At 41.1% G+C, this 25,742-nt stretch carries 24 protein-coding genes and 2 pseudogenes; 8 read left to right on the top strand and 18 right to left on the bottom strand.

Annotated features, from left to right (window positions below; genetic code table 11):
• Positions 1-55: 55 nt before the first annotated feature.
• The 9 genes and pseudogenes from BM126_RS01235 to BM126_RS01195 form a co-directional block, all read right to left on the bottom strand.
• Positions 56-1,207, bottom strand: coding sequence for an acetylornithine transaminase (locus BM126_RS01235; RefSeq protein ID WP_090987442.1), 1,152 nt, complete (start codon positions 1,205-1,207; stop codon positions 56-58).
• Positions 1,204-1,977, bottom strand: coding sequence for an acetylglutamate kinase (gene argB / locus BM126_RS01230; RefSeq protein WP_090987440.1), 774 nt, complete (start codon positions 1,975-1,977; stop codon positions 1,204-1,206). The genes BM126_RS01235 and argB overlap by 4 nt, the downstream gene beginning before the upstream one ends.
• A 12-nt stretch (positions 1,978-1,989) precedes the next feature.
• Positions 1,990-3,222, bottom strand: a complete 1,233-nt coding sequence (argJ, locus tag BM126_RS01225) for a bifunctional ornithine acetyltransferase/N-acetylglutamate synthase (protein WP_090987438.1) — start codon at positions 3,220-3,222, stop codon at positions 1,990-1,992.
• A 20-nt stretch (positions 3,223-3,242) separates the two neighbouring features.
• Positions 3,243-4,274 carry an N-acetyl-gamma-glutamyl-phosphate reductase gene (gene argC, locus BM126_RS01220; RefSeq protein ID WP_090987436.1) on the bottom strand — a complete coding sequence of 344 codons (1,032 nt, stop codon included), beginning with the start codon at positions 4,272-4,274 and terminating at the stop codon, positions 3,243-3,245.
• Positions 4,275-4,947: 673 nt separating this feature from the next.
• The gene (locus BM126_RS01215) at positions 4,948-5,361 is read right to left on the bottom strand and encodes a DUF4279 domain-containing protein (protein ID WP_090987434.1); all 414 of its coding nucleotides are present in this window, start codon (positions 5,359-5,361) and stop codon (positions 4,948-4,950) included.
• Positions 5,362-5,762: 401 nt separating this feature from the next.
• A pseudogene (locus tag BM126_RS01210) lies at positions 5,763-5,882 on the bottom strand (transposase family protein); the annotation flags it as partial.
• A gap of 166 nt (positions 5,883-6,048) precedes the next feature.
• Complete coding sequence (gene moaA / locus BM126_RS01205; RefSeq protein WP_090987432.1) at positions 6,049-7,065, bottom strand: GTP 3',8-cyclase MoaA; 1,017 nt, start codon at positions 7,063-7,065, stop codon at positions 6,049-6,051.
• Between the two features lie 386 nt (positions 7,066-7,451).
• The gene (locus BM126_RS01200) at positions 7,452-7,760 is read right to left on the bottom strand and encodes a metal-sulfur cluster assembly factor (protein WP_090987430.1); all 309 of its coding nucleotides are present in this window, start codon (positions 7,758-7,760) and stop codon (positions 7,452-7,454) included.
• A gap of 63 nt (positions 7,761-7,823) precedes the next feature.
• Positions 7,824-8,612, bottom strand: a complete 789-nt coding sequence (locus BM126_RS01195) for a prolyl oligopeptidase family serine peptidase (RefSeq protein ID WP_090987428.1) — start codon at positions 8,610-8,612, stop codon at positions 7,824-7,826.
• A 157-nt stretch (positions 8,613-8,769) separates the two neighbouring features.
• Here BM126_RS01195 and BM126_RS01190 point away from each other — a divergent pair, with 157 nt between their 5' ends.
• The 3 genes from BM126_RS01190 (at position 8,770) to BM126_RS01185 (ending at position 10,054) form a co-directional block, all read left to right on the top strand.
• The gene (locus tag BM126_RS01190) at positions 8,770-9,582 is read left to right on the top strand and encodes a Cof-type HAD-IIB family hydrolase (protein ID WP_090987425.1); all 813 of its coding nucleotides are present in this window, start codon (positions 8,770-8,772) and stop codon (positions 9,580-9,582) included.
• Positions 9,583-9,692: 110 nt separating this feature from the next.
• Positions 9,693-9,845, top strand: coding sequence for a hypothetical protein (locus BM126_RS22090; RefSeq protein ID WP_170846079.1), 153 nt, complete (start codon positions 9,693-9,695; stop codon positions 9,843-9,845).
• A complete protein-coding gene (locus tag BM126_RS01185; RefSeq protein WP_090987423.1) occupies positions 9,845-10,054 on the top strand; it encodes a DUF3813 domain-containing protein in 210 nt (69 codons plus the stop codon). Before BM126_RS22090 ends, BM126_RS01185 begins: the two co-directional genes overlap by 1 nt.
• Positions 10,055-10,185: 131 nt before the next feature.
• On the opposite strand, the pseudogene BM126_RS01180 reads toward BM126_RS01185, so the two are convergent.
• The 3 genes and pseudogenes from BM126_RS01180 to BM126_RS01170 all read right to left on the bottom strand — a co-directional run.
• Positions 10,186-10,386 (bottom strand): annotated as a pseudogene (locus tag BM126_RS01180) (KGG domain-containing protein); the annotation flags it as partial.
• Between the two features lie 95 nt (positions 10,387-10,481).
• Positions 10,482-10,865 (bottom strand): glucose starvation-inducible protein GsiB, encoded by a 384-nt coding sequence (gene gsiB / locus BM126_RS01175; RefSeq protein ID WP_090987421.1) that lies wholly within the window; start codon positions 10,863-10,865, stop codon positions 10,482-10,484.
• A gap of 142 nt (positions 10,866-11,007) precedes the next feature.
• Entirely contained in the window at positions 11,008-11,850 is an 843-nt protein-coding gene (locus BM126_RS01170; RefSeq protein WP_090987419.1) for a YitT family protein, read from the bottom strand.
• Between the two features lie 544 nt (positions 11,851-12,394).
• On the opposite strand from BM126_RS01170, the gene BM126_RS01165 reads away from it, so the two are divergent.
• From BM126_RS01165 to BM126_RS01145, 4 genes are all read left to right on the top strand, one after another.
• Positions 12,395-13,258 (top strand): DegV family protein, encoded by an 864-nt coding sequence (locus BM126_RS01165; protein WP_090987417.1) that lies wholly within the window; start codon positions 12,395-12,397, stop codon positions 13,256-13,258.
• Between the two features lie 66 nt (positions 13,259-13,324).
• The gene (locus tag BM126_RS01160) at positions 13,325-13,456 is read left to right on the top strand and encodes a DUF3941 domain-containing protein (protein ID WP_090987415.1); all 132 of its coding nucleotides are present in this window, start codon (positions 13,325-13,327) and stop codon (positions 13,454-13,456) included.
• A gap of 170 nt (positions 13,457-13,626) precedes the next feature.
• Complete coding sequence (locus tag BM126_RS01155) at positions 13,627-14,118, top strand: YajQ family cyclic di-GMP-binding protein (RefSeq protein WP_071350153.1); 492 nt, start codon at positions 13,627-13,629, stop codon at positions 14,116-14,118.
• 337 nt (positions 14,119-14,455) lie between these two features.
• Positions 14,456-15,328, top strand: a complete 873-nt coding sequence (locus BM126_RS01145; RefSeq protein ID WP_090987411.1) for an SDR family oxidoreductase — start codon at positions 14,456-14,458, stop codon at positions 15,326-15,328.
• A 52-nt stretch (positions 15,329-15,380) separates the two neighbouring features.
• On the opposite strand, the gene BM126_RS01140 is transcribed toward BM126_RS01145, so the two are convergent.
• The 6 genes from BM126_RS01140 to BM126_RS01115 all read right to left on the bottom strand — a co-directional run bounded on the left by BM126_RS01140 (position 15,381) and on the right by BM126_RS01115 (position 23,540).
• Positions 15,381-16,421: a LacI family DNA-binding transcriptional regulator gene (locus BM126_RS01140; protein ID WP_090987409.1), complete on the bottom strand. Its 1,041-nt coding sequence runs from the start codon at positions 16,419-16,421 to the stop codon at positions 15,381-15,383.
• Between the two features lie 219 nt (positions 16,422-16,640).
• Positions 16,641-18,308, bottom strand: coding sequence for a glycoside hydrolase family 13 protein (locus BM126_RS01135; protein ID WP_090987407.1), 1,668 nt, complete (start codon positions 18,306-18,308; stop codon positions 16,641-16,643).
• A 145-nt stretch (positions 18,309-18,453) separates the two neighbouring features.
• Complete coding sequence (locus tag BM126_RS01130) at positions 18,454-19,953, bottom strand: alpha-amylase family glycosyl hydrolase (protein WP_090987405.1); 1,500 nt, start codon at positions 19,951-19,953, stop codon at positions 18,454-18,456.
• A 39-nt stretch (positions 19,954-19,992) separates the two neighbouring features.
• Positions 19,993-20,835, bottom strand: coding sequence for a sugar ABC transporter permease (locus tag BM126_RS01125; protein WP_090987403.1), 843 nt, complete (start codon positions 20,833-20,835; stop codon positions 19,993-19,995).
• A 6-nt stretch (positions 20,836-20,841) separates the two neighbouring features.
• Positions 20,842-22,119 (bottom strand): carbohydrate ABC transporter permease, encoded by a 1,278-nt coding sequence (locus BM126_RS01120; protein ID WP_090987401.1) that lies wholly within the window; start codon positions 22,117-22,119, stop codon positions 20,842-20,844.
• A gap of 128 nt (positions 22,120-22,247) precedes the next feature.
• Entirely contained in the window at positions 22,248-23,540 is a 1,293-nt protein-coding gene (locus tag BM126_RS01115; protein WP_090987399.1) for an extracellular solute-binding protein, read from the bottom strand.
• Positions 23,541-23,967: 427 nt separating this feature from the next.
• Here BM126_RS01115 and BM126_RS01110 point away from each other — a divergent pair, with 427 nt between their 5' ends.
• Positions 23,968-25,722, top strand: a complete 1,755-nt coding sequence (locus BM126_RS01110) for a glycoside hydrolase family 13 protein (protein ID WP_090987397.1) — start codon at positions 23,968-23,970, stop codon at positions 25,720-25,722.
• Positions 25,723-25,742 lie beyond the last annotated feature (20 nt).

Below are 25,742 nucleotides of genomic sequence, written 5' to 3'. Positions count from 1 at the left end.
AAAGAGCTATTTTATTAACACGGAAGTATATTTATTCATTTATAGGTATTAAAATTCAGATATTCTGCTTTACTCTCAGTGCCTCTCCAATTACTTTTGCAGCATAATCAAATTCCTCTTGCTGTGCTGTTAACGGCGGAAGCAATCTCAAAACGTTTGAGCCTGCAGTCAAGACAAGCAGCCCTTCTTTTTGAAACTGCAGCAAAATGTTTTCACTGCCTTCTTTTAGTTCAATGCCAATCATCAGCCCAAGCCCACGGATCTCTGACACCCCTTTTGCATCACTTAATGTGTGCTGAAGCTGTTTTAAAAAGAGTCCAGCTTTTTTTTCTGTTTCCGCTTGAAAATCCGGATCCATAATTTTTTTCAATACGGCCTCTGCTGCTGAAATGCTGACAGGATTCCCCCCGAACGTCGATCCATGGCTGCCTGGTCCAAAGTAATCTGCAAGATATTCTTTCCCTATCATTGCACCTATGGGAAGTCCGTTACCGAGCCCTTTTGCAGAAGTAATGATATCCGGGGAAATATCAAAGTGCTGGAATGCAAAGGGCTTGCCTGTTCTGCCGATGCCTGTTTGTATTTCATCAATAATAATCAGGGCTCCGGATTCCCTGCACGCTTCTGTAATGGCAGTCAGGAATTCCTGGCAGGCAGGATGGACTCCTCCTTCTCCCTGGACAATTTCGAGCATTACGGCAGCCGTATTTTTATCCACCATTTTTTTTACTTCTTCACTATTGTTAAAAGGTATATATTGAAATTCCGTTAACATTGGACCGTATCCAGCCCGCACCTTTTCCTGCCCTGTTGCAGCCATTCCGGCAAACGTCCGGCCGTGAAAGGATCCATGGCATGTGATGATTTTGCTTTTCCCTGTCGCTTTGCGTGCCAATTTAATTGCAGCTTCATTGGCCTCTGCTCCGCTATTTGCAAAAAATACGCGATCCAAACCAGACGCTTCTGCCAAGAGTGCTGCTGCTGATTCTTGCTTTGAATTGCGGAACATATTAGAAGTATGCCAAAAGTGATTGAGCTGTTCCTTAACAGCATTCATGACATAGTCGCTGCAGTGTCCCAACCCGGTTACACCAATGCCGGAAGTAAAGTCCAGATATTTTTTGCCGTCTGCTGCAGTCAGCCAGGAACCCTTAGCCGTTTTGGGCTCTATATCCCAGCGCTGGTAAGTAGGAAATAAAGAATTCAATTCAGCACCCTCTTTTCGTTTAAAAATTTGGTGCCGGTAAAGGCTCCATTTTTGTAAAAAGCGATTTTCCCGCTGGCAATCATTACATTTTCAATTCCATTATCCAAAACCGCCAGTGCTGTGTTCACCTTTGGAATCATTCCTCCTGTTACTTCTCCAGACTGAATTAAAGCATGAGCTTCTTCCGGGTTAAGCTCCTCAATAATTTGGCCATCCTTCATGACTCCAGGTACATCACTGACAAAAATGCAAGTTTCCGCCCTCAGCTCTTTCGCTACTGCACCCGCAGCAAGGTCTGCATTTACATTCAATTTACCCCCGCTTCCGTCAGAGGAAATCGGAGTCAGTACAGGACAATATCCTCTTTCAAACAATAACTGAAGAAGTTCAGTATTGACCTTTTCAACATTGCCGACAGCTCCCAGGCTGCACTCATCAATGGGGCTTCCCGTCAGAATGCCTGCATCAGAACCATTTAAACCTACTGTCTGTATTCCGCAGCTTTCAAGTTTATGCACCAAACAGCGATTTGATTTGCCTGAGAGCATTAATTCCGCAATATTAAAAACCTCTTTCGTAGTAACTCTTAAGCCATTTTTGAAGGCTGGAACAATGCCGCTTTTTTCAAGCATCAAATTAATATCAGGACCGCCGCCGTGGACAAAGATGATCTTATATCCATCTTTTTGCAGTTCTTTTATACTTTCAAAAAAAGCGCCAGAAAGATTATCAATAATGCTGCCTCCGCACTTTAACACTAATACAGCCATATACATTCTCCTTTAGGTCCGGTAGCTGGCATTGATTTTTACATAATCATAGGTAAGATCACAGCCCCATGCCGTTCCCGCTTCATGGCCTTCCTTTAAATGGACGGTAATGGTGATGGAGTCTTCTTCTAAGTACTTTTTTGCGGCGTCCTCCGAAAATGGATGCGGCTCTCCTTCCTTGAAGACCAGAATATCGCCAAATAAAATATCTGCTGCCTCAGGATTGAACTTATGCCCGCTTCTGCCCATTGCTGCTATAATCCTCCCCCAATTGGCGTCTGCTCCATAAGCTGCCGTTTTTACAAGACTTGAACCCACAATGACCTTCGCCATCTGCTGTGCGGCCTGCTTCGTTTTCATTCCTGTGACGTTTACTTCAATAAGCTTTGTAGCTCCTTCTCCGTCCCGGGCAATCTGCTTTGCAAGATTCTCTGCAACAGCCTTCAGCAGTCCGAGAAATACATCCCATTCCGGGTGTAAGGAAGTAAGCGGCCTGTTCCCGGCAGCACCATTTGCCAATATCAGCACCATATCATTGGTTGATGTATCTCCGTCTACGGTGATTTGGTTAAAGGAAGCATCTGCAGCTTGGCAAAGCGCTGCTTTTAGTTCTGCAGATTCCACGTTCGCATCGGTAGTAATGAAGCCAAGCATTGTTGCCATGTTTGGATGTATCATGCCTGATCCTTTTGCGGCGCCGCCCATTGTAATTGTTTTTCCATCAATGACAGCCCGGTAGCTGCAGCTTTTTGTCACTGTGTCTGTTGTTAATATGGCTTCTTCAAAATCCTTGGCGGCCCCGGCATTGGAAGTGGTCTCTATCATGCTGATTCCTTTTTTAATTTTATCCATTTCCAGGTATTCTCCAATTACACCTGTGGAGGCGACTGCAAAATAGCGGGAAGGAAGATTGAATTTATCCCCCATCATTTCTCTTGTTTCATATGCATCCAAAAGTCCCTGTTTTCCGGTACATGCATTTGCACAGGCGCTGTTGACAATGATTCCATGAAGCTTCCCTTCTGCATTAATACTATTCTGTGTAACTTCAAGCGGTGCTGCTCTCACTTCGCTTTGCGTGTAAACCGCTGCACAGCTTGCAGGCAGTTTTGTAAAAATCATCCCGATGTCTTTTTTTGAATACCGCAAACCGGCATGCACGCCTCCCGCTTTAAATCCTATCGGCGAGACTATACTTCCATTTGTCATTTGTTCTATGTTTCCAGCCTGCTGCAAGATTTTCATTTTAGCCCTCCGGTTTTGTTTTAAGGATATACAGGAATATTCAGCAATCCTGTCTCTTCTTTAAGGCCCATCATTATATTTGCATTTTGGATTGCCTGGCCTGCCGCTCCTTTCACAAGATTATCTATTACAGAAACAATGGTTGCTTTCTTTGTCCTTTCATCATATGAAACACCTATATCGCAGAAGTTGCTGCCATACACCTGCTTTGTGCATGGAAATGTTCCAAGGTTTTGTATTCGGACAAATGGATTACTTTCATATGTGCTTTTATATAATTCAGCTAATTGTGATGCCGAAACTTCTTGTTTTAATGCAATATGCATGGTTGCCATGATCCCTCTTGTCATCGGAATCAAATGAGTATTGAAGGTGATTGGTTCATTTCCGTATGACCAGGATGAAAGCTGCTGCTCGATTTCAGGAATATGCTGATGCTGATTCACTTTATAAATTTTTAAGTTTTCGTTCATCTCGCTGAAATGGCTCATCGCTGTGTGTGCCTTTCCTGCGCCCGATACCCCGGACTTTGCATCAATCACTATGTCACCCGCTGCTAAGTTTTCAGTAATTAGCGGGGCGAGACCCAGCAGTGCAGCAGTAGCATAACACCCTGGGTTTGCTATGATTCCCGCATTTTCTATAGATGCTGCATTCCACTCTGAAAGGCCATACACCGCTTCATTAACAAGTTCCTGGGGTGCAGCTTTATGCTTATACCATCTTTCATATTCTCCAGGCGTTTTGAGCCTTAAATCACCTGATAAATCAATAATCTTCACATCATAGTTATGTAATGCCGACACAAGCTCTGCTGAAACCCCCGAAGGAGCAGCAACAAAAACCAATTCTGATGCGGATGCTATTCCGCCAGGATCAAACTCTAGAATATTCATATTTTTATGCATTAAGTGTGCATATTCATCCGTCATACCCCTGATTCCAGAAGAAGATCCATGCACGGAAACAACCTCTATTCCCGGATGATTATCCAGAATACGGATCAACTCCAAACCGCTGTAGCCTGATGCTCCAACAATGGATGCCTTCAAGATATCATCTCCACTCCCCGGACGCGCCGGCTCTTTATTTCTACTATTATATGATTGAATAAAAATTAAATCAATTGTATTTTTATAAATTTTTAGATATTTTTAATTACTCATTCATCCCTTCCCATAATGAATACAAAGAAAACAGTTTAATAAACTTTGCTGATATCTTGAACTTCTGGTAATCTCACATGCAAAATGCTGCTCGGACCTTACACTCAATCAACCCGGTTTAAAAACGGGGGTCGCTTCACAGAACATATAAAAAAACAATTTTAAATAGGCTTTTCGTAAACTTTATTGCTATGGAACAAGGGGGTTGATTTCCGTTCCAGGATGCTCTCTTTCCGTGGGGCGGGCGGTGAGCCTCCTCTGCTTCGCCTGCGGGGTCTCACCTTCCCGCTAATCCCACAGGAGTCTCGCACCTTCCACTCCAATCAACCCCATTTAATAATGAGATCACCTCTTAGAACTCATTAAAAAACATCGATCATTAAGAAAAAGCCTTAAAAAAAGAGAAAAAAAAAAGATCTGATTGCATAGTAACGGGTTCAGTGTTGAGGTGTAAGCAAGGTAAAACACATCTTGTTTTTACAGGAAATCTCAGAGCAACTCACACATATACTCACATAAGAAAACGCTGTTGATTTCCTACATCAACAGCGTTTTTAATTTAACTAAATATATATAAATCAAAATGAATTTCCGCTTGAATTGAACTAGCAAAATTAATAATGTCTTTCTGTAAATACATTGCTGGCGATTCGTTATTCTCAACTTGAATCACTACCATAAAAAGAAACTCTAAAGCATATTTCTCCTTGAGATGTTTTAATTGTTCCGTTTTCCCTTCAAGCGATTTTTGAATTACACTCAACTGATTATTTATGTCATATGATTCCTGGTATCCAGTGCTTAAAGTCCAATTAGTTTCTTTTCTATATCTTATTTTGGTGGATACAAGATTGGGATTATCAGGTCTTTCGATAACATCTCCTTTTTTATAAGTATTTGTAGACACAATACCAAGAGCGGTGGTAACTGCATCCACAGGAAATTCATCACCCGCTGCACTAAAATAAGCCATAACCTTGGTCTTATCCAGAATGGTTCCTCCTCTATCGTAAATAAATTATATCTTTCATTGTAAAAAACTTATCAGTTATCCCTATTCTTTGGGCTGGTGTTAATCCTTCTTTATCCCAAGCTTTTTATGGCAGTCAAAAGTTCTAAAAGGTTCGTAAGATAGTTAAAACCATTTGAGCATATTTGGGATTAATGTTAGCATAAATATAACTTTTTTGGTCTCCTCTGACGATTACTAACGGTCTTTCCAAGATAGAAAGTCTTCGTCGAATTTGTTGTATAAAGGCACTGGTCGCCTTATCACCTACATGTAAAACCATCCTTGCCAGTTCATCAATTTCGTAAGAACTTAAGTTAGTTGTGCAGTCTACGGTTCTGAATCCGTACTGGGATGCACAGCGGCCGCCTTTTATAGAAGAGCAGCGTCTGTCTTTCAAATATTTTCAAGGGCTTGATTTTCTGTATCCGAAAGTCATGGACTTTCTTGGTAGGGGACTGGCAAAATGGACAGGTATGAGGTTTGACAGGATCTCAGCATGAATGCATTTCTCGTCAACTCAATTATAAAAAACTGGATGATTACGTGCATTTTTTTGGCTTTACATTGTGTGGGAACCCCAACATTTAATATAGAACCTAAAAAAGAGACAAAAAAAGACCTGATTGCAAAATCAGATCTTTTTTGTTCTCAGCCGCCTATATAGGACATTTCAATTTTTTCCTGATGGATGTTTTTGCCTTCTGCCCGTTCATCTGAGTATCTATCTTTCCGGTGATTCCAGAGGGAAACAATATGATCAGTCAATTCGCTGTCAGTCATTTCAGACCGCAGAAGTCCCTTTATATCGTGTCCGTTTCCATTAAACAAGCAGGTATAAAGGCTTCCGTTTGCCGAAAGTCTTGCCCTGGTGCAGCTGCCGCAGAACGATTCTGAAACAGAGGTGATAAATCCGACTTCGGTATCTGTACCCTTGTAGCGATATCTTTTTGCCACCTCACCATAATAATCTGCTTCTGCCGGTTCAATTTCGAATTCAGATTGCAGCAGGTCAATAATTTCTTTCTTTGTCACAACATTTTCCATTTGCCAGCCATTTGTGCTCCCGACATCCATGAACTCGATGTAACGGAGCTGTATTCCTTCTTTAAGGCAAAAACGTGCCATTGGCAGGATTTGATTCTCATTCAGCCCTTTTTTAACAACCATGTTTACTTTAACACCCAGCCCTGCTTCTTTAGCAGCCTGAATGCCTTCCATAACAGCTTTGGTTCCTATATTTCTGCCGTTAATTTGCTTGAAAAGCTCATCATCTATGCTGTCTAGGCTGATATTTACACGGTGCACACCTGATTCTTTTAATTCTTTCGCGTATCTTTTAAGAAAAACGCCATTTGTTGTTAAACCAATATCGTTAATTCCTTCAATTTGTGACAAGTTCTTAATTAACTTAGGAAGATCTTTTCTGAGGAGGGGCTCTCCTCCAGTCAACCTCAGTTTTTCAACTCCAAGGCTTGCAAATATTCTGGCCGTCCGCTCAATTTCCTCATAAGACAGCAATTCGCTTTTAGGAAGAAAATGAAAATTTTCATTGAAAATCTCAGCAGGCATGCAATATTGACATCTGAAGTTGCAACGATCTATAACAGAAATCCGCAAGTCTCTTAAGGGTCTGTCCAGAGCGTCTTTGACTTTGGTGTTATACAAACTTCTTCACTCCCTTAGAGGTATGAGTTCAGCAAATGTTAATTGTTTTATCTATTTATATCTGCAAAGATTAATCGGTATTTTCAAACAGTCATTCACCGTTTTTTTTGTCCTGCTTAAAAACAGGGATAATGAAATAATAACTGATTGTATCATTTTTTGTGAGTATTGAACAATAATCAGCTTAAGGTTTTTGCCGCAAGTCTAATCTGTTTATGATATGCAGCTTCAGGAGCAATAAATGACCATGCAAAAAACCGGAATTCAACAAAACAAAAATCTTCTAAAAGGCTGCTGCCTTTTGTCATTCCCGTTTTGCAGATTCCGGCTTAATGTCCATCATTGTTAAAATTTATATATATTCTTTGTTTTCCGTACTCTCGGTATTACTTAATCCCTAGGGCAATCTTGGCATATCGTGACATTCTATCCTTTGTCCAAGGCGGATTCCAGACAATATTTACTTCTGTTTCTTTAATTTCCGGAATATCCTCAAGCACATATTTCACTTGATCCACAATGGTGCCGGCAAGAGGGCAGCCCATAGCAGTCAGTGTCATGGTCACAGTAGCCAGACCTTCTTCATTCAAATCAGCATCATAAACTAAACCTAAATTTACTATATCTATGCCAAGTTCAGGGTCGATGACCTGTTCTAAAGCCCCCATAATGTTATCTTTTAAATCCTGGTCCATGTATTTCACTCCTTCACTGAATCTTTCTTATGCTTTTTATCATAACATTGTATGTCACGTGAGTTAAGCTTTTTGCCCTGCTTGTCCCAAAAAGGTTTCAAACCATTCAGCTGTTTTCAGTACACCTTCCCTGCTTACTTTATGTCCTGCCTGTTTATCCAGGATAAACTGCAGCTTTCCCTTTGCATGGGCATAAGCCGGGCGCATGGACTCATAAAAGTCGGATGCGTGTTTATATGGGACTACAGGGTCTTTGGCGCCGTGCCAATACAGCATCGGCCTGCCTGCAAGCTTATCGCTGTGCAGGCTGAGGTCATAGTCGCGGATCAGCTCAAGCTGTTTATTCATTTCCTGCTGGGGGATGTTTATATCCGCTGCATGTTTTTGGATGTTTTCCATTTGCATCCGGGCATATTTAACATAAGAAGGATTGCCCATAAGGCTGACACCCGCACTGATCCATTTATATACTGCCATGGCACCATTCGTTACAATACCGCCCATCGAAGTCCCCGATATGCCTATTTTATCCGGTAAAATCAAATTTCTATTCAGCAGATCATTCTTTAAGATTTCGATTTCCTTAATGGTTTGTACAACCGTGCCCCAGAATCGCATCATTAGTTGAGTTTCACTGTACCCCTGAGAGCGCTCGCCGTGATAAACAGCATCAGGCAGAAGGACCCTGAATCCTTTTTCAGCCATTAAATAGGCATAATGAAGATTATGCTCCTTAGCGCTCGTAAATCCATGTATGAAAATGATAAAAGGAAGTTTTTCATCATATCTTTCTTTTTGGGCTATATGCAGGACAGGTATATCCCCTATCCTTTCCTTTTCAATGACCACCAATGAAAATCCCTCCATCGTGAATACTATTTAATATATGTTATATATTTTTACTATACAGGAATGTCCAAAGAATGAAAAAGATTTAACTTTCGCTTAAAATGGAAGTAAACTTAATATTATAGCATGTAATACAATACTGAAAACAGAGGGTGACCTTATGGCTGAAAAATACTTAATCGCATTAGATCTAGATGGAACATTGCTTACTGACAATAAGTCCATATCTCCGCGTTCAAAAAAGGTTCTTTCCCAATTAAAAGACAGAGGTCACGAAGTCATGATTTCTACAGGAAGGCCTTTCCGCTCGTGCGAGGTTTATTATCAGGAGCTCGGGCTGACTACACCGATCGTCAACTTCAATGGTGCATTTGTTCACCATCCATTAGATAAAAGCTTTGGAACATATCATTCTCCGCTGGATATAGATGTCGCCAAACAAATTGTAGATGCATGTGACAGCTTCCACTATCACAATATTGTTGCAGAAGTCATAGATGATGTTTACTTCCATTATCATGACGAAAAGCTGATTGATATCATGCGCATGGGAAATCCTGTTATCACAACAGGCGACCTTAGAAGTTTTCTTAATGTGCCCCCAACAAGCATGCTCATACATACTGATGCCCAGCATGTCGCCCAAATCAGGGAGCATTTATCAGACGTGCATGCAGAAGTAATCGATCACCGCAGATGGGCTGATCCGTTCCATGTAATTGAAATCGTTAAATCCGGCTTAAACAAAGCGGTAGGATTGGAAAGGGTCGCAAAATATTTTAACATTCCAAGAGAAAGAATCATTGCTTTTGGCGATGAAGATAATGATTTTGAAATGATAAAATATGCAGGTACTGGCGTCGCGATGGGAAATGGTCTCGCTGAATTAAAAGAAATGGCCGATGAAATCACGCTCAGCAATGAAGAAGACGGAATTGCTGTATTCCTTGAAGAAAAATTCAATCTTAAATGAGCAATTCTAATTCCATATTTTTACGCTGTTAATATCCCTCCTTTACAGCCAAACTATTGATGTACAGGAAGCAATTCCGGTGCAATGCTTTAAATACGGAGGCGATAGTGATGGGTAAAAGCAGTAAATCCAAACGATTTGTCAAGCAGGGCATGGATACTGTATCCAAGCATGCTGAAAAAATCCCTTATCATTCTACGTACGCTGAAGCAGAAGAAAGAAAGCTCCAAAGCATGTCAGAACAAAGTTATGGTGGTTTCTAATGGCAAATAAATTATTTCAGCAGGCTCGCGACTTCGTAAAGGAAGCCCTGCATGCAGATCATGATGAGCATCAGGAAAATCAAGTGCATCAAAAGCAAGACACCGAGGAAATTGCCAAGAATGCCCTTTCCTCAGCTTTTGCAAATTCTACTGTTGCTGAAAAGGAACAATTGAGCGAGCTTCAAAAAGAGCTTGAGGGGAAACTCTAAAGCCTAAATGCCCGCCGTAGAATAAAAGTATTAGCCTTGCTGGATATGTAACCTGCTTCGCTCCTTATGTATAAGCAATACAAAAGGAAGGCCAAGCCCCATTGAGGAGCTTGGCCTTCTTTTAAACGTTAATCATTATTACTGTTTCGGGCTTTTCCGCCTTTTTCACCGATTTCCCGGTAAAAGTCTTTATCGTGATTTTTTGAAGTGGCTTCTCCGCCCTTTTCGCCGATTTCCTGATAAAATTCTTTATCATGATTCTTTGCAGTGGCTTCTCCGCCCTTGCGTCCAGCTTCTTCTCTGCTCATCTTGCCATTCTGATTGTCAGCCATTATTCAATCACTCCTTAGAATTTTTTAAAAACGGTTTATGGACTAAAGAAAAACTCACGAAATCTGTGATGCTGTGATGCTTTATAGTTAGATCATTAGTCGTTGTTGTTATTGCGGGAATTTCCGCCTTTTTCGCCAATTTCCCGATAGAAGTCTTTATCATGGTTCTCTGATGTGGCTTCTCCGCCCTTTTTGCCGATTTCCTGATAAAATTCCTTATCATGGTTCTCTGATGTGGCTTCTCCGCCTTTTTTGCCGATTTCCTGATAAAATTCCTTATCATGATTATCAGCTGTGGCTTCTCCGCCTTTTTGTCCAATTTCCTGATAAAAATCTTTGTCGTGATTATCAGCGGTGGTTTCTCCGCCTTTTTGTCCGATTTCCTGATAAAAATCTTTGTCGTGATTTTTCGAAGTTGCTTCTCCGCCTTTACGGCCTGCTTCTTCTCTGCTCATTTTCCCATCTTTTTGGTTAGCCATTATGAATCACTCCTAAATAAGATTTTTGTAAGTTACACTACTGAAAATAGCCGTTTTGACTGAACAATAAACATGAAAAACAAAGTTTTTTCAATTGTAATTTAGCCGTCATGTTCTTTACATTTTGTAATATCAGAGTCGTTCAATCCTTTCTAAATGCTCCAAATACAGCTGCCGTTTCGACTATATTCGTAAAGGCAGTCGGATCTGCTTCCCTGATTATTTGCTCCAGATCGTATAGCTCATAGCGGGTGATGACAATCATCATCATTTCTTTATTTTGATTAGTAAAGGCCCCTTTGGCAGGAACAGATGTAATACCCCTGACAAGTTTGGCATGAATGGCTTTTTTTAATTCTTCCCCCTTATTTGTGACAATCATGACTGTAAGCTTTTCATGGCGCGTATGGATCGCGTCAATTACCCGTGTGGAAGCATATAGGGTCACAAGCGTATACAGGGCATTTTGCCAGCCGTAAATGCTTCCTGCGGTAATAATAATAATGCTGTTAAGCATAAAGAAATACACGCCGACAGGCTTATCCTTGACCTTTGAAAGAAGCATGGCAATGATATCCATACCTCCTGTAGATGCACCGAATTTCAAAGTCAGCCCCACTCCGACTGCCGCAATGACGCCCCCAAAGACAGCATTTAGAAGAATATCAGGCGATACATGCTTCACCGGCAGTACTTCTAGGAAAATGGTCGATAACAGAACACTGATAAAACTGTAAAATGTAAAAGACTTTCCTATTTTTCTCCAAGCAATAATCGTAACTGGCACATTTAATACAAACAGCAATATGCCCGTCGATATATTAAAAGGCGCAAAAGAGCCCAGCAGCTTAGACAAAAGCTGGGCTGCCCCGGTAAATCCGCTGGCATAAACATTTGCCGGGATTAAAAAGAAGTTCATGGCGATTGCATTCAAAAAGGCGCCAATCACCACTACAATGATTTTTTTTGCTTCTACTATGTACATAAAAGTCCTCCATTCTTCTTAAACATTAGTATCCTATTCCCCTCAGCCAGTTATTCTAGACATGAATGGATTGTAATTTTCCTGCAGTATGCGTAAACTGGGTATATTAACTCAATTTCATGTTTTTGTCAGCACCTAACAAAACAGGCATACTATCCGCTATGCCTATACATACCATACAACAGCGAAATGTTATTTTGCTTCACTTAATATGGAGCTGAACCCATTCAAACAGCTGTTTCTGCAGGCTTGAATAGATGAACTTGATTTAATCTAAAGGCTCTTTTCTTAAAGATTGTTGTTTTTTAATGAGTTCTGTGAGGCAATTTCATTATTAAATGAGGTTGATTGGAACGGAAGGTGCGAGACTCCTGCGGGATTAGCGGGAAGGTGAGACCCCGCAGGCGCAGCAGAGGAGGTTCACCGCCCGCCCCGCGGAAAGCGAGCATCCTGGAGCGGAAATCAACCCCTTGTTCGAAAGCAGCAAAGTTTACGAAAACAGCCAATCTAAAAAACAATATTGTTTTAGAAAGCAGGTGCAATAATGACCATTCAAATTTTAACAGACAGTGCCAGTGACTTGCCGTTGTCTTTTTATAAAGAAAACCAGGTTACATTCATTCCCTTACAAGTAAACCTTGATGGAGAAGTTTACGAGGATGTTAAGGGGATACAGCCTGAGGATGTTTTCGAAGCAATGAGATCAGGAAAAACCCCAAAAACTTCCCAGGCTTCTCCAGAGGTTTTTGAATCAGTATTCAAGGAGATAGCAGAAAGCGGCCGGACTGCCATCTATATTGCTTTTTCTTCAGAGCTATCCGGAACTTACCAGACTGCAGTCATGGTCCGGAACCTTGTTAAAGAAGAGTACCCCGGACTCGATCTTGAAATTATCGATTCAAAATGTGCTTCGCTTGGCGGCGGCCTTGTCGTGGAAAGTGCGGCCCGCTTAGCGCTGAATGGTGCTGATAAAAAAGAAATCATGAGTGATATTACTTTTCATATTGAACATATGGAGCATCTCTTCACTGTCGATAATTTAGAATATCTCGCGCGCGGAGGAAGAATATCCAAAGCTTCTGCACTCGTAGGCGGCCTACTGAACATCAAGCCTCTTTTGCATGTGGAAGATGGAAAACTCGTCCCTCTTGAAAAGCTTCGCGGCAAAAAGAAACTTTTAAAACGGGTCATAGAATTGATGCATGAACGCGGCGAGGGACTCGAGAATCAAACGGTTGCCATCAGCCATGGAGATGATCTGGAAACGGCGCTTGAATGGAAGCAATCCATCGAAGAAGAGTTTGGCACCGCACATTTTATCATAAATACAATCGGTGCTGCAATCGGGGCACATTCAGGCCCTGGTACAATCGCCTTATTTTTCTTGAACAAATCGCCCAAATTGTAATGGTGCACATAGTTCTCTTCAGATTGCAGGATACTAACCTTAACATCATTTAAGGGGGTTTCCATATTGTCAAACACAGCTGATAATAATAAAAAGGCGAAAGATAATCAAGCGGCCAATGCCAGGGAAAATATATCCCGGGCAAAGAATAGTGAGGCAGGCAAGCACTCTTATTCAAAAAAGACGGACCACAAATAAGGGAGATTCCGTACAGGGCCTCACCAGGAGTTTGCACTGGACAATAAATACAGATGTAGGAAAAGGAGCAGCGGGAAACCCTGCTTCTTTTATGATTCTTTAAGATTGTTTGGTTGTCATCATCTCCCTGATTATCTATAATAAAGACATCAAAAATCCCGGAGGTAATTATGGCAAAGGAAAATTCGTTTGATATTGTATCCAAGGTGGAGTTTTCTGAGGTAACCAATGCAGTCAGCATGGCCCTTAAAGAAATACAGACGCGCTATGACTTTAAAGGAAGCAAAAGTGATATATCCCTCGAAAAAGAAGAACTTATTCTTGTTTCTGACGATGAGTACAAGCTTGATCAGCTAAAGGATGTATTAATCTCAAAGCTTGTAAAGCGTGATGTGCCAATCAAGAACCTGGACTACGGAAAAATTGAAGGCGCTTCAGGCGGCACTGTCCGCCAAAGGGCAAAGCTTGTTCAGGGAATTGATAAAGAACAGGCAAAAAAAATAAACACCATTATAAAAAACAGCGGCTTGAAAGTAAAAAGCCAGATTCAGGATGACCAAATCCGCGTAACCGGAAAAAACAGGGATGACCTGCAGGGCATTATTTCAGCCATCCGCGGTGCTGACTTGTCCATCGATGTGCAGTTTATCAACTACCGTTAAAACGCCCGGAACAGCCTAAAGCTTATTATTTTGAAAAGCCCAATTATGGGCTTTTTTATTTGGCTATTTTCGTAAACTTTGCTGCTATTGAACAAGGGGTTGATTTTCACTCCAGGATGCTCGCTTTCCGTGGGGCGGGCGATAAGAAGCATCCTCAGCCGCGCCCGCGGAATCTCACATGGACCGCTAATCCCGCACCTTACGCTCCAATTCTGAGTTTGTGATTCCCCTTTACGATGGCGAGGTTTTTTTGTTTTTACTATTTTTTCCATGTTTTAATATCCTTAAAGAATGGAATAAAAAGGGGGCAGACAAAATTTATTTGGAGGGATACACTTTGGCTAATACCAATGAAGAAAGCAAACAAGGATTTACACCGCAGCATCAGGAGCATCAGCCAGGAACAGAAACAAAAATGACCCCGAATCCAGAATCCGTAAAATCGAAATATAATGGAAGCGGCAAGCTAAAAGGCAAAACAGCGATCATTACTGGCGGGGACAGCGGAATTGGAAAATCTGTCTCTATTTATTTCGCAAAAGAAGGTGCGAATGTAGTCATTGCGTATTTGGATGAAAATGAAGATGCCCAGACTACGAAACAATTGGTGGAAAAAGAAGGTGTAAAATGTGTATTGCTTAATGGCGACATTGGCGAAGAGTCTTTCTGCCAGGAAGTAGCGCGGGTAGCAGCTGATCAATTTGGCTCTATTGATATACTTGTGAACAATGCCGGAGAGCAGCACGTTCAGGAAAACTTCCTGGACATTTCAGCAGAGCAGCTTGAAAGAACTTTCAAAACCAACATCTTTTCTATGTTCCACCTCACCAAAGCTGCCATTCCCCATATGAAAAAAGGAAGCAGCATCATCAACACAGCCTCCATCACAGCTTACCAGGGCAATCCGAAATTAATTGATTACTCCTCTACAAAGGGAGCGATTGTTGCCTTTACTCGAGCACTTTCAAATTCTATTGTAAAAGACGGAATCAGGGTAAACGGAGTAGCTCCGGGACCAATCTGGACTCCGCTGATTCCCGCTTCCTTCTCCGAAGAAGATGTGCAGAAATTCGGGACAGACTCTCCAATGGGCAGAGCGGGGCAGCCTGAGGAACTGGCTCCTGCCTATGTATATCTTGCCAGCGATGATTCTTCATACGTAAGCGGGCAAATCATCCATGTAAATGGCGGATCAGTCGTAAATGGATGAGGAATAGGATATAAACAACAAAAAGGCTTCCGGCATTCTGGAAGCCTTTTTGTTATACTTGCATTTTTGCTCTTGTTTGAGGACTGCACGAAACCCGTTCGACCAATTGATGGGGAATGATGATCCGTTTTTCCGGCTCGCATGGATTTTCGAGCTTTGTAATCAGGCTTTTTGCGGCCTGGTAGCCTAAATCAAAAATGTTAATATCAACTGAAGTCAGCGGCGGTCTCGACAATTCGGCAAATAAGACATTATTGAAGGAAATTATGGATACATGGTCAGGAACAATCATCCCCATTTCCGTCAGGGTATTGACTACTCCAATTGCCATAAGATCGTCTGCTACAACAAGGGCGGTAGGCGGATCAATCAGTGATATAAGCTCCTTTATCGCCTCCTGTCCTCCCTCTCTCAAAAACTCCTCATGAATGATGTAGGCTTCATTCAATCCAATTTGAGCTTCCTGCAGAGACTCCTTGTAACCCAGGAGCCGTTCTACCGTAACTACGAGATTCAGCTTGCCGCCGATAAACCCTATTTTTTCATGTCCAAGCTTGATCAGATAATCCGTAGCTTCCTTGGAAGCGCGATAGTTATCATTGTCAACATGGGTAATTTCTTCTACATGATCAGATGGTTTCCCGATTACGGTAAATGGAAATTTCCTTTCCCGCAGATAGGCAATGATCCCGTCTTCTATTTTAGAGTAGAGCAATACGATACCGTCTACCCTGCCGCCTTGGACCATATGGACGACGCCCTCATATATCTCTTCCTCTGTTTTGCCGGTATTAATCTGCAGGGCATATTGTTTTTCATGTGCCCCCTCGCTCAGCCCTCTGAGAACGGTTGAGAAAAATGGGTTTTGAAAATAAATATCGGTAGAACTCGGCAAAACCAGCCCAATTACCCTTGTCGATTGATTGGCAAGTGAACGGGCAATGAAATTAGGGTGATAGCCTAATTGATTCATAGCCTCACGCACTCTATTTTTTGTTTTGTCACTTATTCGGGGATTGTTTGCAATTACCCTGGAAACAGTTGAAGGGGCAACGTTTGCCAACTTTGCAACATCTTTTATTGTAACTGCCATGCTTCACATGCTCCTCTCCATAAGCTCCTGCAGCAGCCAGAATGATTTTGCCTGGCTGTGTCCATGAATCCATACCCTTTTTAAATTGGTCATATTCCAAGGACTCCGCTAATTTCCATTTTATGCACTGATTTTCCGGGAAGGATCCTCTTGTGGCAATAACCCGCAGGAGTCCCGCATACTCGCTCAACCCAAAATCCGCACTGATTATTTCATAGGTCAATCATTAAACAAATACACTCGGGTTTCATAAGGCCGTAATGTGAAATCTTCAGGCAATTCAATTTCTGCATCACTATAATTAGCCAGGATCAGCTCTGATTTTTTCCAATCAAGTTCAGTTAAGCTAATAGCTGATTCCGCGCTGCCGAAGTTACAGAGAACCAAAGCTTGCTGACCATTCAAATTTCGTGTATACGCGTATACACATTTATGTTCTTCCAATATCAGATCATAATCTCCATAAACAAAAACTTGATGCTGCTTTCTTAGGCGTATCATGCTTTTATAAAAATGATAAATCGAATTCTGATCTGCAAGCTGATCCGAAACATTGATGCGCAAATAGTTTGGGTTGGCCTTCATCCATGGTTTACCTGTTGTAAAGCCGCCATTGTCTTCTGTATTCCATTGCATTGGAGTCCGGGAATTATCCCTTCCGCTAAGCCAGATGATTTTCATGATTTCTTCATGAGGCCTGCCTTTTGCTGTTTCAATGCGGTAATAGTTTTTCATACCCACATCATCATAATGTTCTATCGATGAGAATTTGACATTTGTCATGCCGATTTCCTGCCCTTGATAAATAAATGGAGTCCCCTGCATGAAAAAGAATAATGCACCCAGCATTTTTGCACTTTCAAGCCAGTATTGCCCATCATCTCCCCAAGTAGATACACTCCGGGCCTGATCATGATTTTCAAGGAATAACGCATTCCAGCCGCGGTTATGCAAGCCTTTCTGCCATTTCGTGAGGGTTTTCTTCAATTGACCCACATCAATGGATTTTTCTGAACCTTTTCCCCATAGTCCTAAATGTTCAAACTGAAAAATCATGTTGAACTTTCCATTCTCGCTTCCGACCCAATCATCAGCCTGCTCCAGCCTGACGCCATTTGCTTCGCCTACTGTCATAATGTCGTACTTAGAAAATGTTTCGTCCTTGAGTTCTGTCAGATAATCAAGTATTCCTTCTTGATTTGTATGCATGTCAAAAGCTGGCACATAATCCATCCCGAACGGGTTTGGCATATCAGGGAAACCGTCCCTCTTCTTAATATGGCTGATGGCATCGACCCTGAATCCGTCAATACCCTTATCAAGCCACCAATTTACAGTATCGTACAGAGCCTCTCTGACCTCTTTATTCTTCCAGTTCAGGTCTGGCTGTTTTTCAGCGAAAATGTGAAGGTAATATTGATTTGTGAGTTCATCCAGCTTCCAGGAGCTGCCGGAAAATATACTTTCCCAGTTATTCGGTTCTTTTCCTTCACGGCCTTCCTCCCAAATATACCAGTCCCTTTTCGGATTGTCCCTGGATGACCGTGATTCAATGAACCATGGATGTTCATCACTTGTATGGTTAATCACCAGATCCAAAATGACCTTCATGCCCCGCGCGTGTATTTCTTTTAGTAGCAGATCAAAATCATCCATTGTGCCAAATTCGGCCATTATATCCTGATAATCGCTTATATCATATCCATTATCCGCATTAGGCGACTGATAAAATGGGCAGATCCAAAGAACATCAATCCCAAATTCCTTCAAATAATCCAGTTTGGAAATGATTCCTTTTAAGTCACCAATTCCGTCTCCATTGCTATCCATAAAGCTGCGCGGGTAAATTTGATAACTTACCGCTTCTTTCCACCATTTCTTTTCCATAAGAATCCCTCCCGATTCCAGGTTTATCGGATTTTTTCTGAAAATCATCGTTTCGCAATTTATTATTTGCAAAAGCTGGCTATGCCGATTTTCCTGATGTTAAACATACAAAGAATCGAGAGAAGTTTTTTCACCGCTTACATATTCATGAGAGATTTCTCTTTCCTCTTTTTAATATAAGGGCGATAAATATTGCAAACGCAATGATAACTGCTGCCATTGCAAAAATATAAGCCATATTTATTCCTGATTTAGGAGCAAGTTCATACACTTCTGTTTTTTCACGATCGAGAATGATTGTATACGTGTCTCCCTTGCTTCGCACAAGATCTCCTTCAAGCAAGCCTCTCAGTTCTTTCCCCTTCTCAAATTCCCCGCCTGAAATCCGCACGGTTTGAGACTTATCTGTATTATTGATAGCCACTGCCATAGTCTCTTCTTTATATGTTCGTTTAAAAACTGCCATGCCATCTTTTTCATAAAGCAGCTTTATGCTGCCTTTTCTTAGAGAGGGATATTTCTTTCTAAGTTCCCCAAGCTTAGTGATGTAATCTATTAGTTCTTTTTCTGTTTTAAAGCCCATTAATCTTTGATTATCCGGAGCTTTTCCGCCGTTCAGCGCTATCTCGGAGCCGTAATAGATGACCGGTACTCCCGGTGATGTATACATGTAAGATAATGCCATTTTCCATCTTGTGCCAGGATTCAGCAGCCTTGCATTTATATCATATGTAAACCTGGGCATATTCTGATTGTCTATGAATTTTTCAGAAGCCTCCGGATTAGTATATGCCTGTTGATTTCGGTTCAACTCAGAAAATAGCGGGCTCAAATCCCCATTTGGTTTTTTAAAAGCCGAGCGCATAGGGTCTGTTTGCGTATGATCCATGAACCCCCTGATTCCAGCCTTTTCATAGGCCAGGATGCTCTTCTGGCTTAAATCCTGCATTTCCCCAATTAAATAAAAATCCTTTTTAACTGATTTTGCAGCATGTGCTAAATCAAGCCAAAATGACTGAGAAATATCATTCATTTTATTAAGGCGATAGCCGTCAATATTCGTTTCCTTAATCCACCATGACCCCATACTCACTAAATATTTCTTAGTTTCCGGGTTTTCCTGATCCAGTTTAACGCTTCCTGTGCTGCTGTCTTCCTTATTTGATTGTATCCAATTTTTCTTTGCTGGATCCTTTAGCCAGGGATGATGCGGGCCGATGGTGTCCACATCAAAATCCAGGATAATTTTCAGATGTTTCTTGTGTGCTGCATGAACAAGTTTCTTGAATTCCTTTATCGTTCCATAATGCTCATCAGGCTTGTAAAAATCTTTTACCAGACCGCTGTGAAAGCTTTCACCTTCATTATCAAAAATAGGTGAAAGAAGAATGGATGTAAATCCCATATCCTTCAAATAATCCAGTTTTTCTGTAATGCCGGCAAAGTCTCCGCCGTTATAGGCATGTGCATCATAAACATTTACGCCAGCATCATTTTTTACATTACCATCATTAAACCTGTCGATCACCAATGAATAAATTACTTCGTCTCCCAAAGTTCGTTCTTCTTTTTCAGCAGCTTCTGCGGGAAGGGCGTAAAAAAGAAGAAACGGAATCAAAAGGAGTGACAGCACTCTTTTTTTCATTTCCGCTCCCCCTACCTATACTTCTTTACGCCTTTAAGATTAGCCTTTTGTACCCCCAGCCGTCAAACCTGAAACGAAATATCTTTGGAACATTAAGAATAATGCTGCAATAGGAAGTGCAATCAGCACGGACCCTGCTGCGAAGGTAGTGAATTCATTTCCAAATTGCTTAGAAACCATTTCATACAGACCTACACCCATTGTATATTTTTCATCATCCTGGAGCATGATTCTCGCAAGTATGAAGTCTCCAAACGGTGCAATGAAGGCAAACAGGGCGACTACAGCTACAATCGGCTTGGCGAGGGGCATGATTATCTGGAAGAAAATTCTCAGATGGCCAGCTCCGTCCATCCTTGCTGATTCGTCCAGCTCCTTAGGAATGGTATCCAGATACCCCTTCATCAGCCAGGTGTTCATTGGGATTTGTCCGCCCACATAAATCAGGATCAATCCTACATGTGTATTAATTAAGTGTGTTCGTGTTGCCAGCACATAAATCGCAATAAGCGCTGCAAAGTTTGGTATCATTTGAAGAATCAAAAAGGTCACTAGACCATTTTTCCTTCCGACAAAGCGGTATCGTGAAAAAGCGTAAGCAGTAAGAGAAACTGCTATTACAGTAAAGATCATGGTAAAAATGCTGATTTTAATAGAGTTGAAATACCATACAAGATAATGGGATTTGCCGCTATTAAACAGATATTTATAATGATCGAATGTCGGATGTTTTGGAAACATTGATGACCCTGATAGACTTGCTCCCGGATTAAGCGAAGAGCCGATTACCCATAGCAAAGGATAAATGACGATGCCGCTCATAATAATAATTACCAGATAAGATAGTGTCAAACGGATGATTCTGCTTCTTTTCATGCTCATTCTATCTTATACCTCCTCTTGGAATGCTTTGGTCCGTTTGAATTGCCACAATGCTACTCCTACCACAACGAGTGACAGCAGCATAGTGATGGCTGCAGCTTTCCCGTATTGGGCTGAAGTCATTGTAAGCTTATATATCCAAGAGATGAGGATATCGGAACCGCCGGCATTTTGTCCCGGAATTGCAGGTCCGCCGCCGTTAAATAGATAGATAACATTAAAGTTATTAAAGTTAAAGGTATATTGCGTAATAATGATCGGTGCTGTAGCAAAAAGAACCATAGGCAGTGTAATCTTGGTGAATTTCTGCCAAATTGACGCGCCATCCACTGTTGCTGCCTCGTACAGCTCGTCAGGAATTGATTGAAGGATTCCTGTTGTCATGGCAAAAATGAACGGGAATCCAAGCCAGGATTGAACGAAAATCAATGCAAGCCTTGTCCACATTTCTTCAGTCATCCACGGTATTGGGCCTATGCCTAAAGCATGAAGGATACCGTTGTTTATTACTCCAAAGGATTCATTGAACATACCTGAGAAGATTAGGATTGAAACAAATGATGGAACTGCCCAAGGAAGAATAAAAATAGTACGGATTATCGCTTTTCCTTTTAAGTCCTTTTGATTCACAAGAATTGCCAGGAAAATTCCTATTGCTACCTGAATGGTTGTAGCACCAAATGTCCAAACAATCGTCCAGCCAAGAACACCTACAAAGGTCTTTCTCCAAAGGTCAAGCTTAAAGATATCAATATAATTTTGGATGCCAATCCAATCCACAAGCTTTGCTGGAGGTGAATGATATAAATCATAATTGGTGAATGACAGCAAAATAACAAAAATGATTGGGAGGATAACCACAAAAATCAGCAGCAGAAATCCGGGTGAAAACATTAAATACGGGAAACCGCTGTCCATAAGGTTATGATATTGCTCTTTAACATTATTAAGTTTAAAACCTTCATCCCGTTTTCGGCCATTATGTTGTGCATCATATATATTCAATGCGTAAATGATCAGCCCGATTACAGTAATCAGCAAGGCTATGATACCATCAATCAAAAGGAAAACTGAATGATCTAAGCCCGGAATTTCTCCAAGAGTGAACAGCCCCCAAAATCCCCAGCTGAGTGTATCCGAAAAACAGCTGAAAAAAGCTGCTGTCAAAATCAAAAATATGAAGCCCTTAACGTATTGTTTATTATAAAATTGCCCAAATCCAGGAATGATGGAAAGCAGGGCAGCGTTCCTTCTATGTTTCGTTATAGGAGTGCTTGCATCCATGGTAAATCAGCCTACCCTTTCTATTAGGGAAATTATTTATTAAGTGCGCAAACGTTTGCTCTCATTTGTTTAAACAAAGGCATTACCCCCATATGTATATGGAGGTACGCCCTTGTTATTTGAATCAATTATTTTGATGGATGGTTAGATTTAATATTGGTATTTATTGTTTTAACAGCATCATCCATCGCAGCTTTAGGTTCTGCTTTATTAGTAGCAAGTGTTTGCAGCGCTGACGCCATTGGACCCCATACCTCGGCCATTTCTGGAACATTTGGTGTTGGAAGTGCATATTTGGATTGTTCAGCAACCGCTTTTGCTCCTTCGTCATTTGCAATGACAGGATCTTTAATTAATGATTTCACAGGAGGAATTTCCTGAGTTTTTTCGAAACGGATTTTCGCATTATCTGCATTTGTAATGAACTCAACCAGCTTTGTGGACCAGTAAGGATTCTTTGTAAATGCCGTTACATGCCATCCTTTAACTCCCATGAACGTTTTCATGTGCTCTCCATTTGGAAGTGTAGGCATTGGAGCAACACCGATGTCAACTCCAGCTGCTTTCATCCCCTGGAATGCCCAAGGACCGTTCATAACAGATGCTGCTTTGCCTTCATTGAACAAACCGTCCATTGCTGCGCCGCCGCTTTCTCCGATAATGCCTTTAGGGAATAGCTTTTCTTTGTACCATTTTTGAATATATGCTGCGCCTTCGACAGCACCTTTGTTATTTAAGCCAACTTCTAAAGGATTAACCTTGCCGTTGTCGTCTTTGAATACATACCCGCCCATTCCGCCGATTACTGCGTGTGCGAAGTAGTAGTTGTCAAATAGAGCAAGGAAGCCATATTTGCCGTCTTTAGTCATTTCTTTTGATTTTGCATAAAGCTCATCCATTGTAGCAGGAGCTTTATCCATCAATTTCTTGTTGTAAATGAAAACTGGAGTTTCAGTTGCTTTTGGCAAACCATAAAGTTTTCCTTCATATCTTTCTGCATCGACAGCAGAGTCATTGAAAGTAGAAAGAACACTGTCATCTACTTTGATTTCTTGAATAAGGCCTTCTGTAACAACCTGGCCGATTTGGTCATGCGGCAATGTAACTACGTCCGGGGCATTTCCAGCTGGTCCGTCAAGACGCAATTGGTCGCGGATTTTATCAGCCATGTTCAATTCTTTGTATTCTACTTTGATTCCGTATTTCTTTGTGAAAGCTTCAGCTGCAGGCTTTAAAGCAATGCCTTTATCTTTATCTTCCCATACAACCAGTTTTTCCGGTTTTGCTTCTGTTGATTTTTCTTCTGTATTCTTACCGCCAGTCGCATTTTTTCGCTCAGCAGTATCACGCTTCGGTCCGCACGCAGCAAGCATGCCGACAAGCAAAACGAATAACACTAAAATAGATAGTGACTTTTTCATTCTATTTCCCCCCTGAAATATGTACTCTCTTTTCTTAAGTTTGCACAAACGTTTGCACTTTTCTGCAAAATTACCTCAAATGAAAACGCTAACATATACTAACAAAGAAATCCTATATTATTCTATAAATCTCCTGATAGAAGGATATGTAAGCACTTATTATTTCAAGATGCCATTTGTGAAACCGATTGCACTACTTTATGACTTTATTATACAATCATTATTATTTTTTACAAGTATTTTTTTAAAATGAAAATTTTTACAATTATATGACTTGAATATTAAACAGGGAATGGTATTTACAGCTGTGCAAACTTCTTGCTGTATAGCTTTCACTCTGATATTTTTTAAAGTAGCCTTTATTCTAAACTTTGAGTTTTTTAAAAAAATTGATGCAATCGATTGCATTACACAGGAGGATTACTAGATGGAACATGCTGCAATATTTCACCGTCCTGGAGATAATTTTATTTATCCGACAGATCAGGAAACACTGCATATCAGAATCAGAACGAAGAAAAATGATATACAAGAAGTCCATTTGCTGCATGGTGACCCATATGAATGGGATAAAGCCTCTTTAGAGCCAATGAAAATTTCCGGCAGCGATAGTCTTTTTGATTACTGGCATATTCATGTCAAGCCTGAATATAGAAGGATTCGATATGGATTTTTTCTGAAGTCAGAAGAAGAGGAAACATATTTAACTGAGAAGGGATTCTTTGAAGAAGCGCCGGGTGATGTCGGATACTACTTCGCTTTTCCATACATTCATAAAACAGAAGTATTTAACGCACCAGAATGGGTAAAGGAAACTGTATGGTACCAGATTTTCCCTGAGAGATTCGGAAATGGGAACAGTGACAATGACCCGGAAGGTGCTCTTCCATGGGGCAGCAAGGAGCCAAGCCCAGATAATTTCTTCGGCGGTGATTTCGAAGGTGTGATCGAGCATCTTGACCACCTTGAAGATCTCGGCATAAATGGAATCTACTTCACTCCAATTTTCAAGGCCCATTCAAATCACAAATATGACACAATCGATTACTTTGAAATCGACCCTCAATTCGGTGATAAGGAAACACTTAAGAGACTTGTATCTGAATGCCATAAACGGGGCATTCGTGTTATGCTTGATGCTGTTTTCAATCACAGCGGCTATTATTTCGAACCTTTTCAGGATGTTTTGAAAAATGGGGAAAATTCTCCTTATAAAGATTGGTTCCACCCTCACAGCTTCCCGCTGCATGCGGGAGAGCGCCCTAATTATGAAACTTTTGGCTTTGTTGGATCCATGCCGAAACTGAATACGTATAATAAGGACGTTAAAAAGTATCTCTTGGATACAGCAGCATATTGGATTAAAGAATTTGATATTGACGGCTGGCGGCTTGACGTGGCAAATGAAATTGACCACCAGTTTTGGAGGGAGTTCAGGCAGACTGTAAGGGAAATCAAACCTGATCTTTATATTCTCGGGGAAATCTGGCATGATTCCATGCCATGGCTCCGCGGCGATCAATTTGATGCCGTCATGAATTATCCGTTTACAGCCAATATTTTAAATCTATTAGCATTTGATAAAATCAATGCACAGCAATTTATGAACAATATTTCATCTGTTTACCATAGCTACCCGGAAAATGTCTTCAGTGTGGCATTCAACCTTGTCGGAAGCCATGATACACCTAGGATCTTGACAGAATGCGGCGGAGATGAGGACAAAACCAGGCTTGTCTTTTCACTGCTTCTTACCTTTATGGGAACACCTTGCATTTATTACGGAGATGAAATAGGACTTTCCGGTGAAATGGACCCTGGCTGCCGCAAGTGTATGGAATGGGATCAAGAAAAACAAAACCTTAGAATGTATCATCATATAAAAGAACTTATTGCGCTTCGTAAGGAAGAGCCACTTCTTTCAAATGAGGGACAATTTGAATTCTTGCCTTCTCTGCATGAAAATCTTGTTGCTTTCCGCAAGTTCACTGATAAAAAATCGGTACTTATTGCTGCAAATCCTTCCGGAGAACCAGTTAAAGCAATTCTGCCAGGTGATGCGGAATATACCAGTTTATTTTCTGCTTCCGCAGAAATCAAAACTGGCTCAGTTCCATCTCTTGAGTTAGGAAGCTATGGATTTATTATTATCTCATCTTCTGATTCAAACACTGAAAAATAATAGGATAAATGTAAAGGCTG

The organism is Bacillus sp. OV322, assembly GCF_900112495.1.
GTDB lineage: Bacteria > Bacillota > Bacilli > Bacillales > DSM-1321 > Peribacillus.
This window is presented reverse-complemented; position numbering and strand designations above follow the sequence as displayed.

Bases quoted from the DNA above. Each gene is read 5' to 3' on its own strand.
- argB (WP_090987440.1), bottom strand. From the start codon at position 1,977: ATGGCTGTATTAGTGTTAAAGTGCGGAGGCAGCATTATTGATAATCTT.
- argJ (WP_090987438.1), bottom strand. From the start codon at position 3,222: ATGAAAATCTTGCAGCAGGCTGGAAACATAGAACAAATGACAAATGGA.
- BM126_RS01215 (WP_090987434.1), bottom strand. From the start codon at position 5,361: ATGGCTTATTTTAGTGCAGCGGGTGATGAATTTCCTGTGGATGCAGTT.
- BM126_RS01200 (WP_090987430.1), bottom strand. From the start codon at position 7,760: ATGGACCAGGATTTAAAAGATAACATTATGGGGGCTTTAGAACAGGTC.
- BM126_RS01190 (WP_090987425.1), top strand. From the start codon at position 8,770: ATGGCTGAAAAATACTTAATCGCATTAGATCTAGATGGAACATTGCTT.
- BM126_RS22090 (WP_170846079.1), top strand. From the start codon at position 9,693: ATGGGTAAAAGCAGTAAATCCAAACGATTTGTCAAGCAGGGCATGGAT.
- BM126_RS01185 (WP_090987423.1), top strand. From the start codon at position 9,845: ATGGCAAATAAATTATTTCAGCAGGCTCGCGACTTCGTAAAGGAAGCC.
- gsiB (WP_090987421.1), bottom strand. From the start codon at position 10,865: ATGGCTAACCAAAAAGATGGGAAAATGAGCAGAGAAGAAGCAGGCCGT.
- BM126_RS01170 (WP_090987419.1), bottom strand. From the start codon at position 11,850: ATGTACATAGTAGAAGCAAAAAAAATCATTGTAGTGGTGATTGGCGCC.
- BM126_RS01165 (WP_090987417.1), top strand. From the start codon at position 12,395: ATGACCATTCAAATTTTAACAGACAGTGCCAGTGACTTGCCGTTGTCT.
- BM126_RS01155 (WP_071350153.1), top strand. From the start codon at position 13,627: ATGGCAAAGGAAAATTCGTTTGATATTGTATCCAAGGTGGAGTTTTCT.
- BM126_RS01140 (WP_090987409.1), bottom strand. From the start codon at position 16,421: ATGGCAGTTACAATAAAAGATGTTGCAAAGTTGGCAAACGTTGCCCCT.
- BM126_RS01135 (WP_090987407.1), bottom strand. From the start codon at position 18,308: ATGGAAAAGAAATGGTGGAAAGAAGCGGTAAGTTATCAAATTTACCCG.
- BM126_RS01130 (WP_090987405.1), bottom strand. From the start codon at position 19,953: ATGAAAAAAAGAGTGCTGTCACTCCTTTTGATTCCGTTTCTTCTTTTT.
- BM126_RS01125 (WP_090987403.1), bottom strand. From the start codon at position 20,835: ATGAGCATGAAAAGAAGCAGAATCATCCGTTTGACACTATCTTATCTG.
- BM126_RS01120 (WP_090987401.1), bottom strand. From the start codon at position 22,119: ATGGATGCAAGCACTCCTATAACGAAACATAGAAGGAACGCTGCCCTG.
- BM126_RS01115 (WP_090987399.1), bottom strand. From the start codon at position 23,540: ATGAAAAAGTCACTATCTATTTTAGTGTTATTCGTTTTGCTTGTCGGC.
- BM126_RS01110 (WP_090987397.1), top strand. From the start codon at position 23,968: ATGGAACATGCTGCAATATTTCACCGTCCTGGAGATAATTTTATTTAT.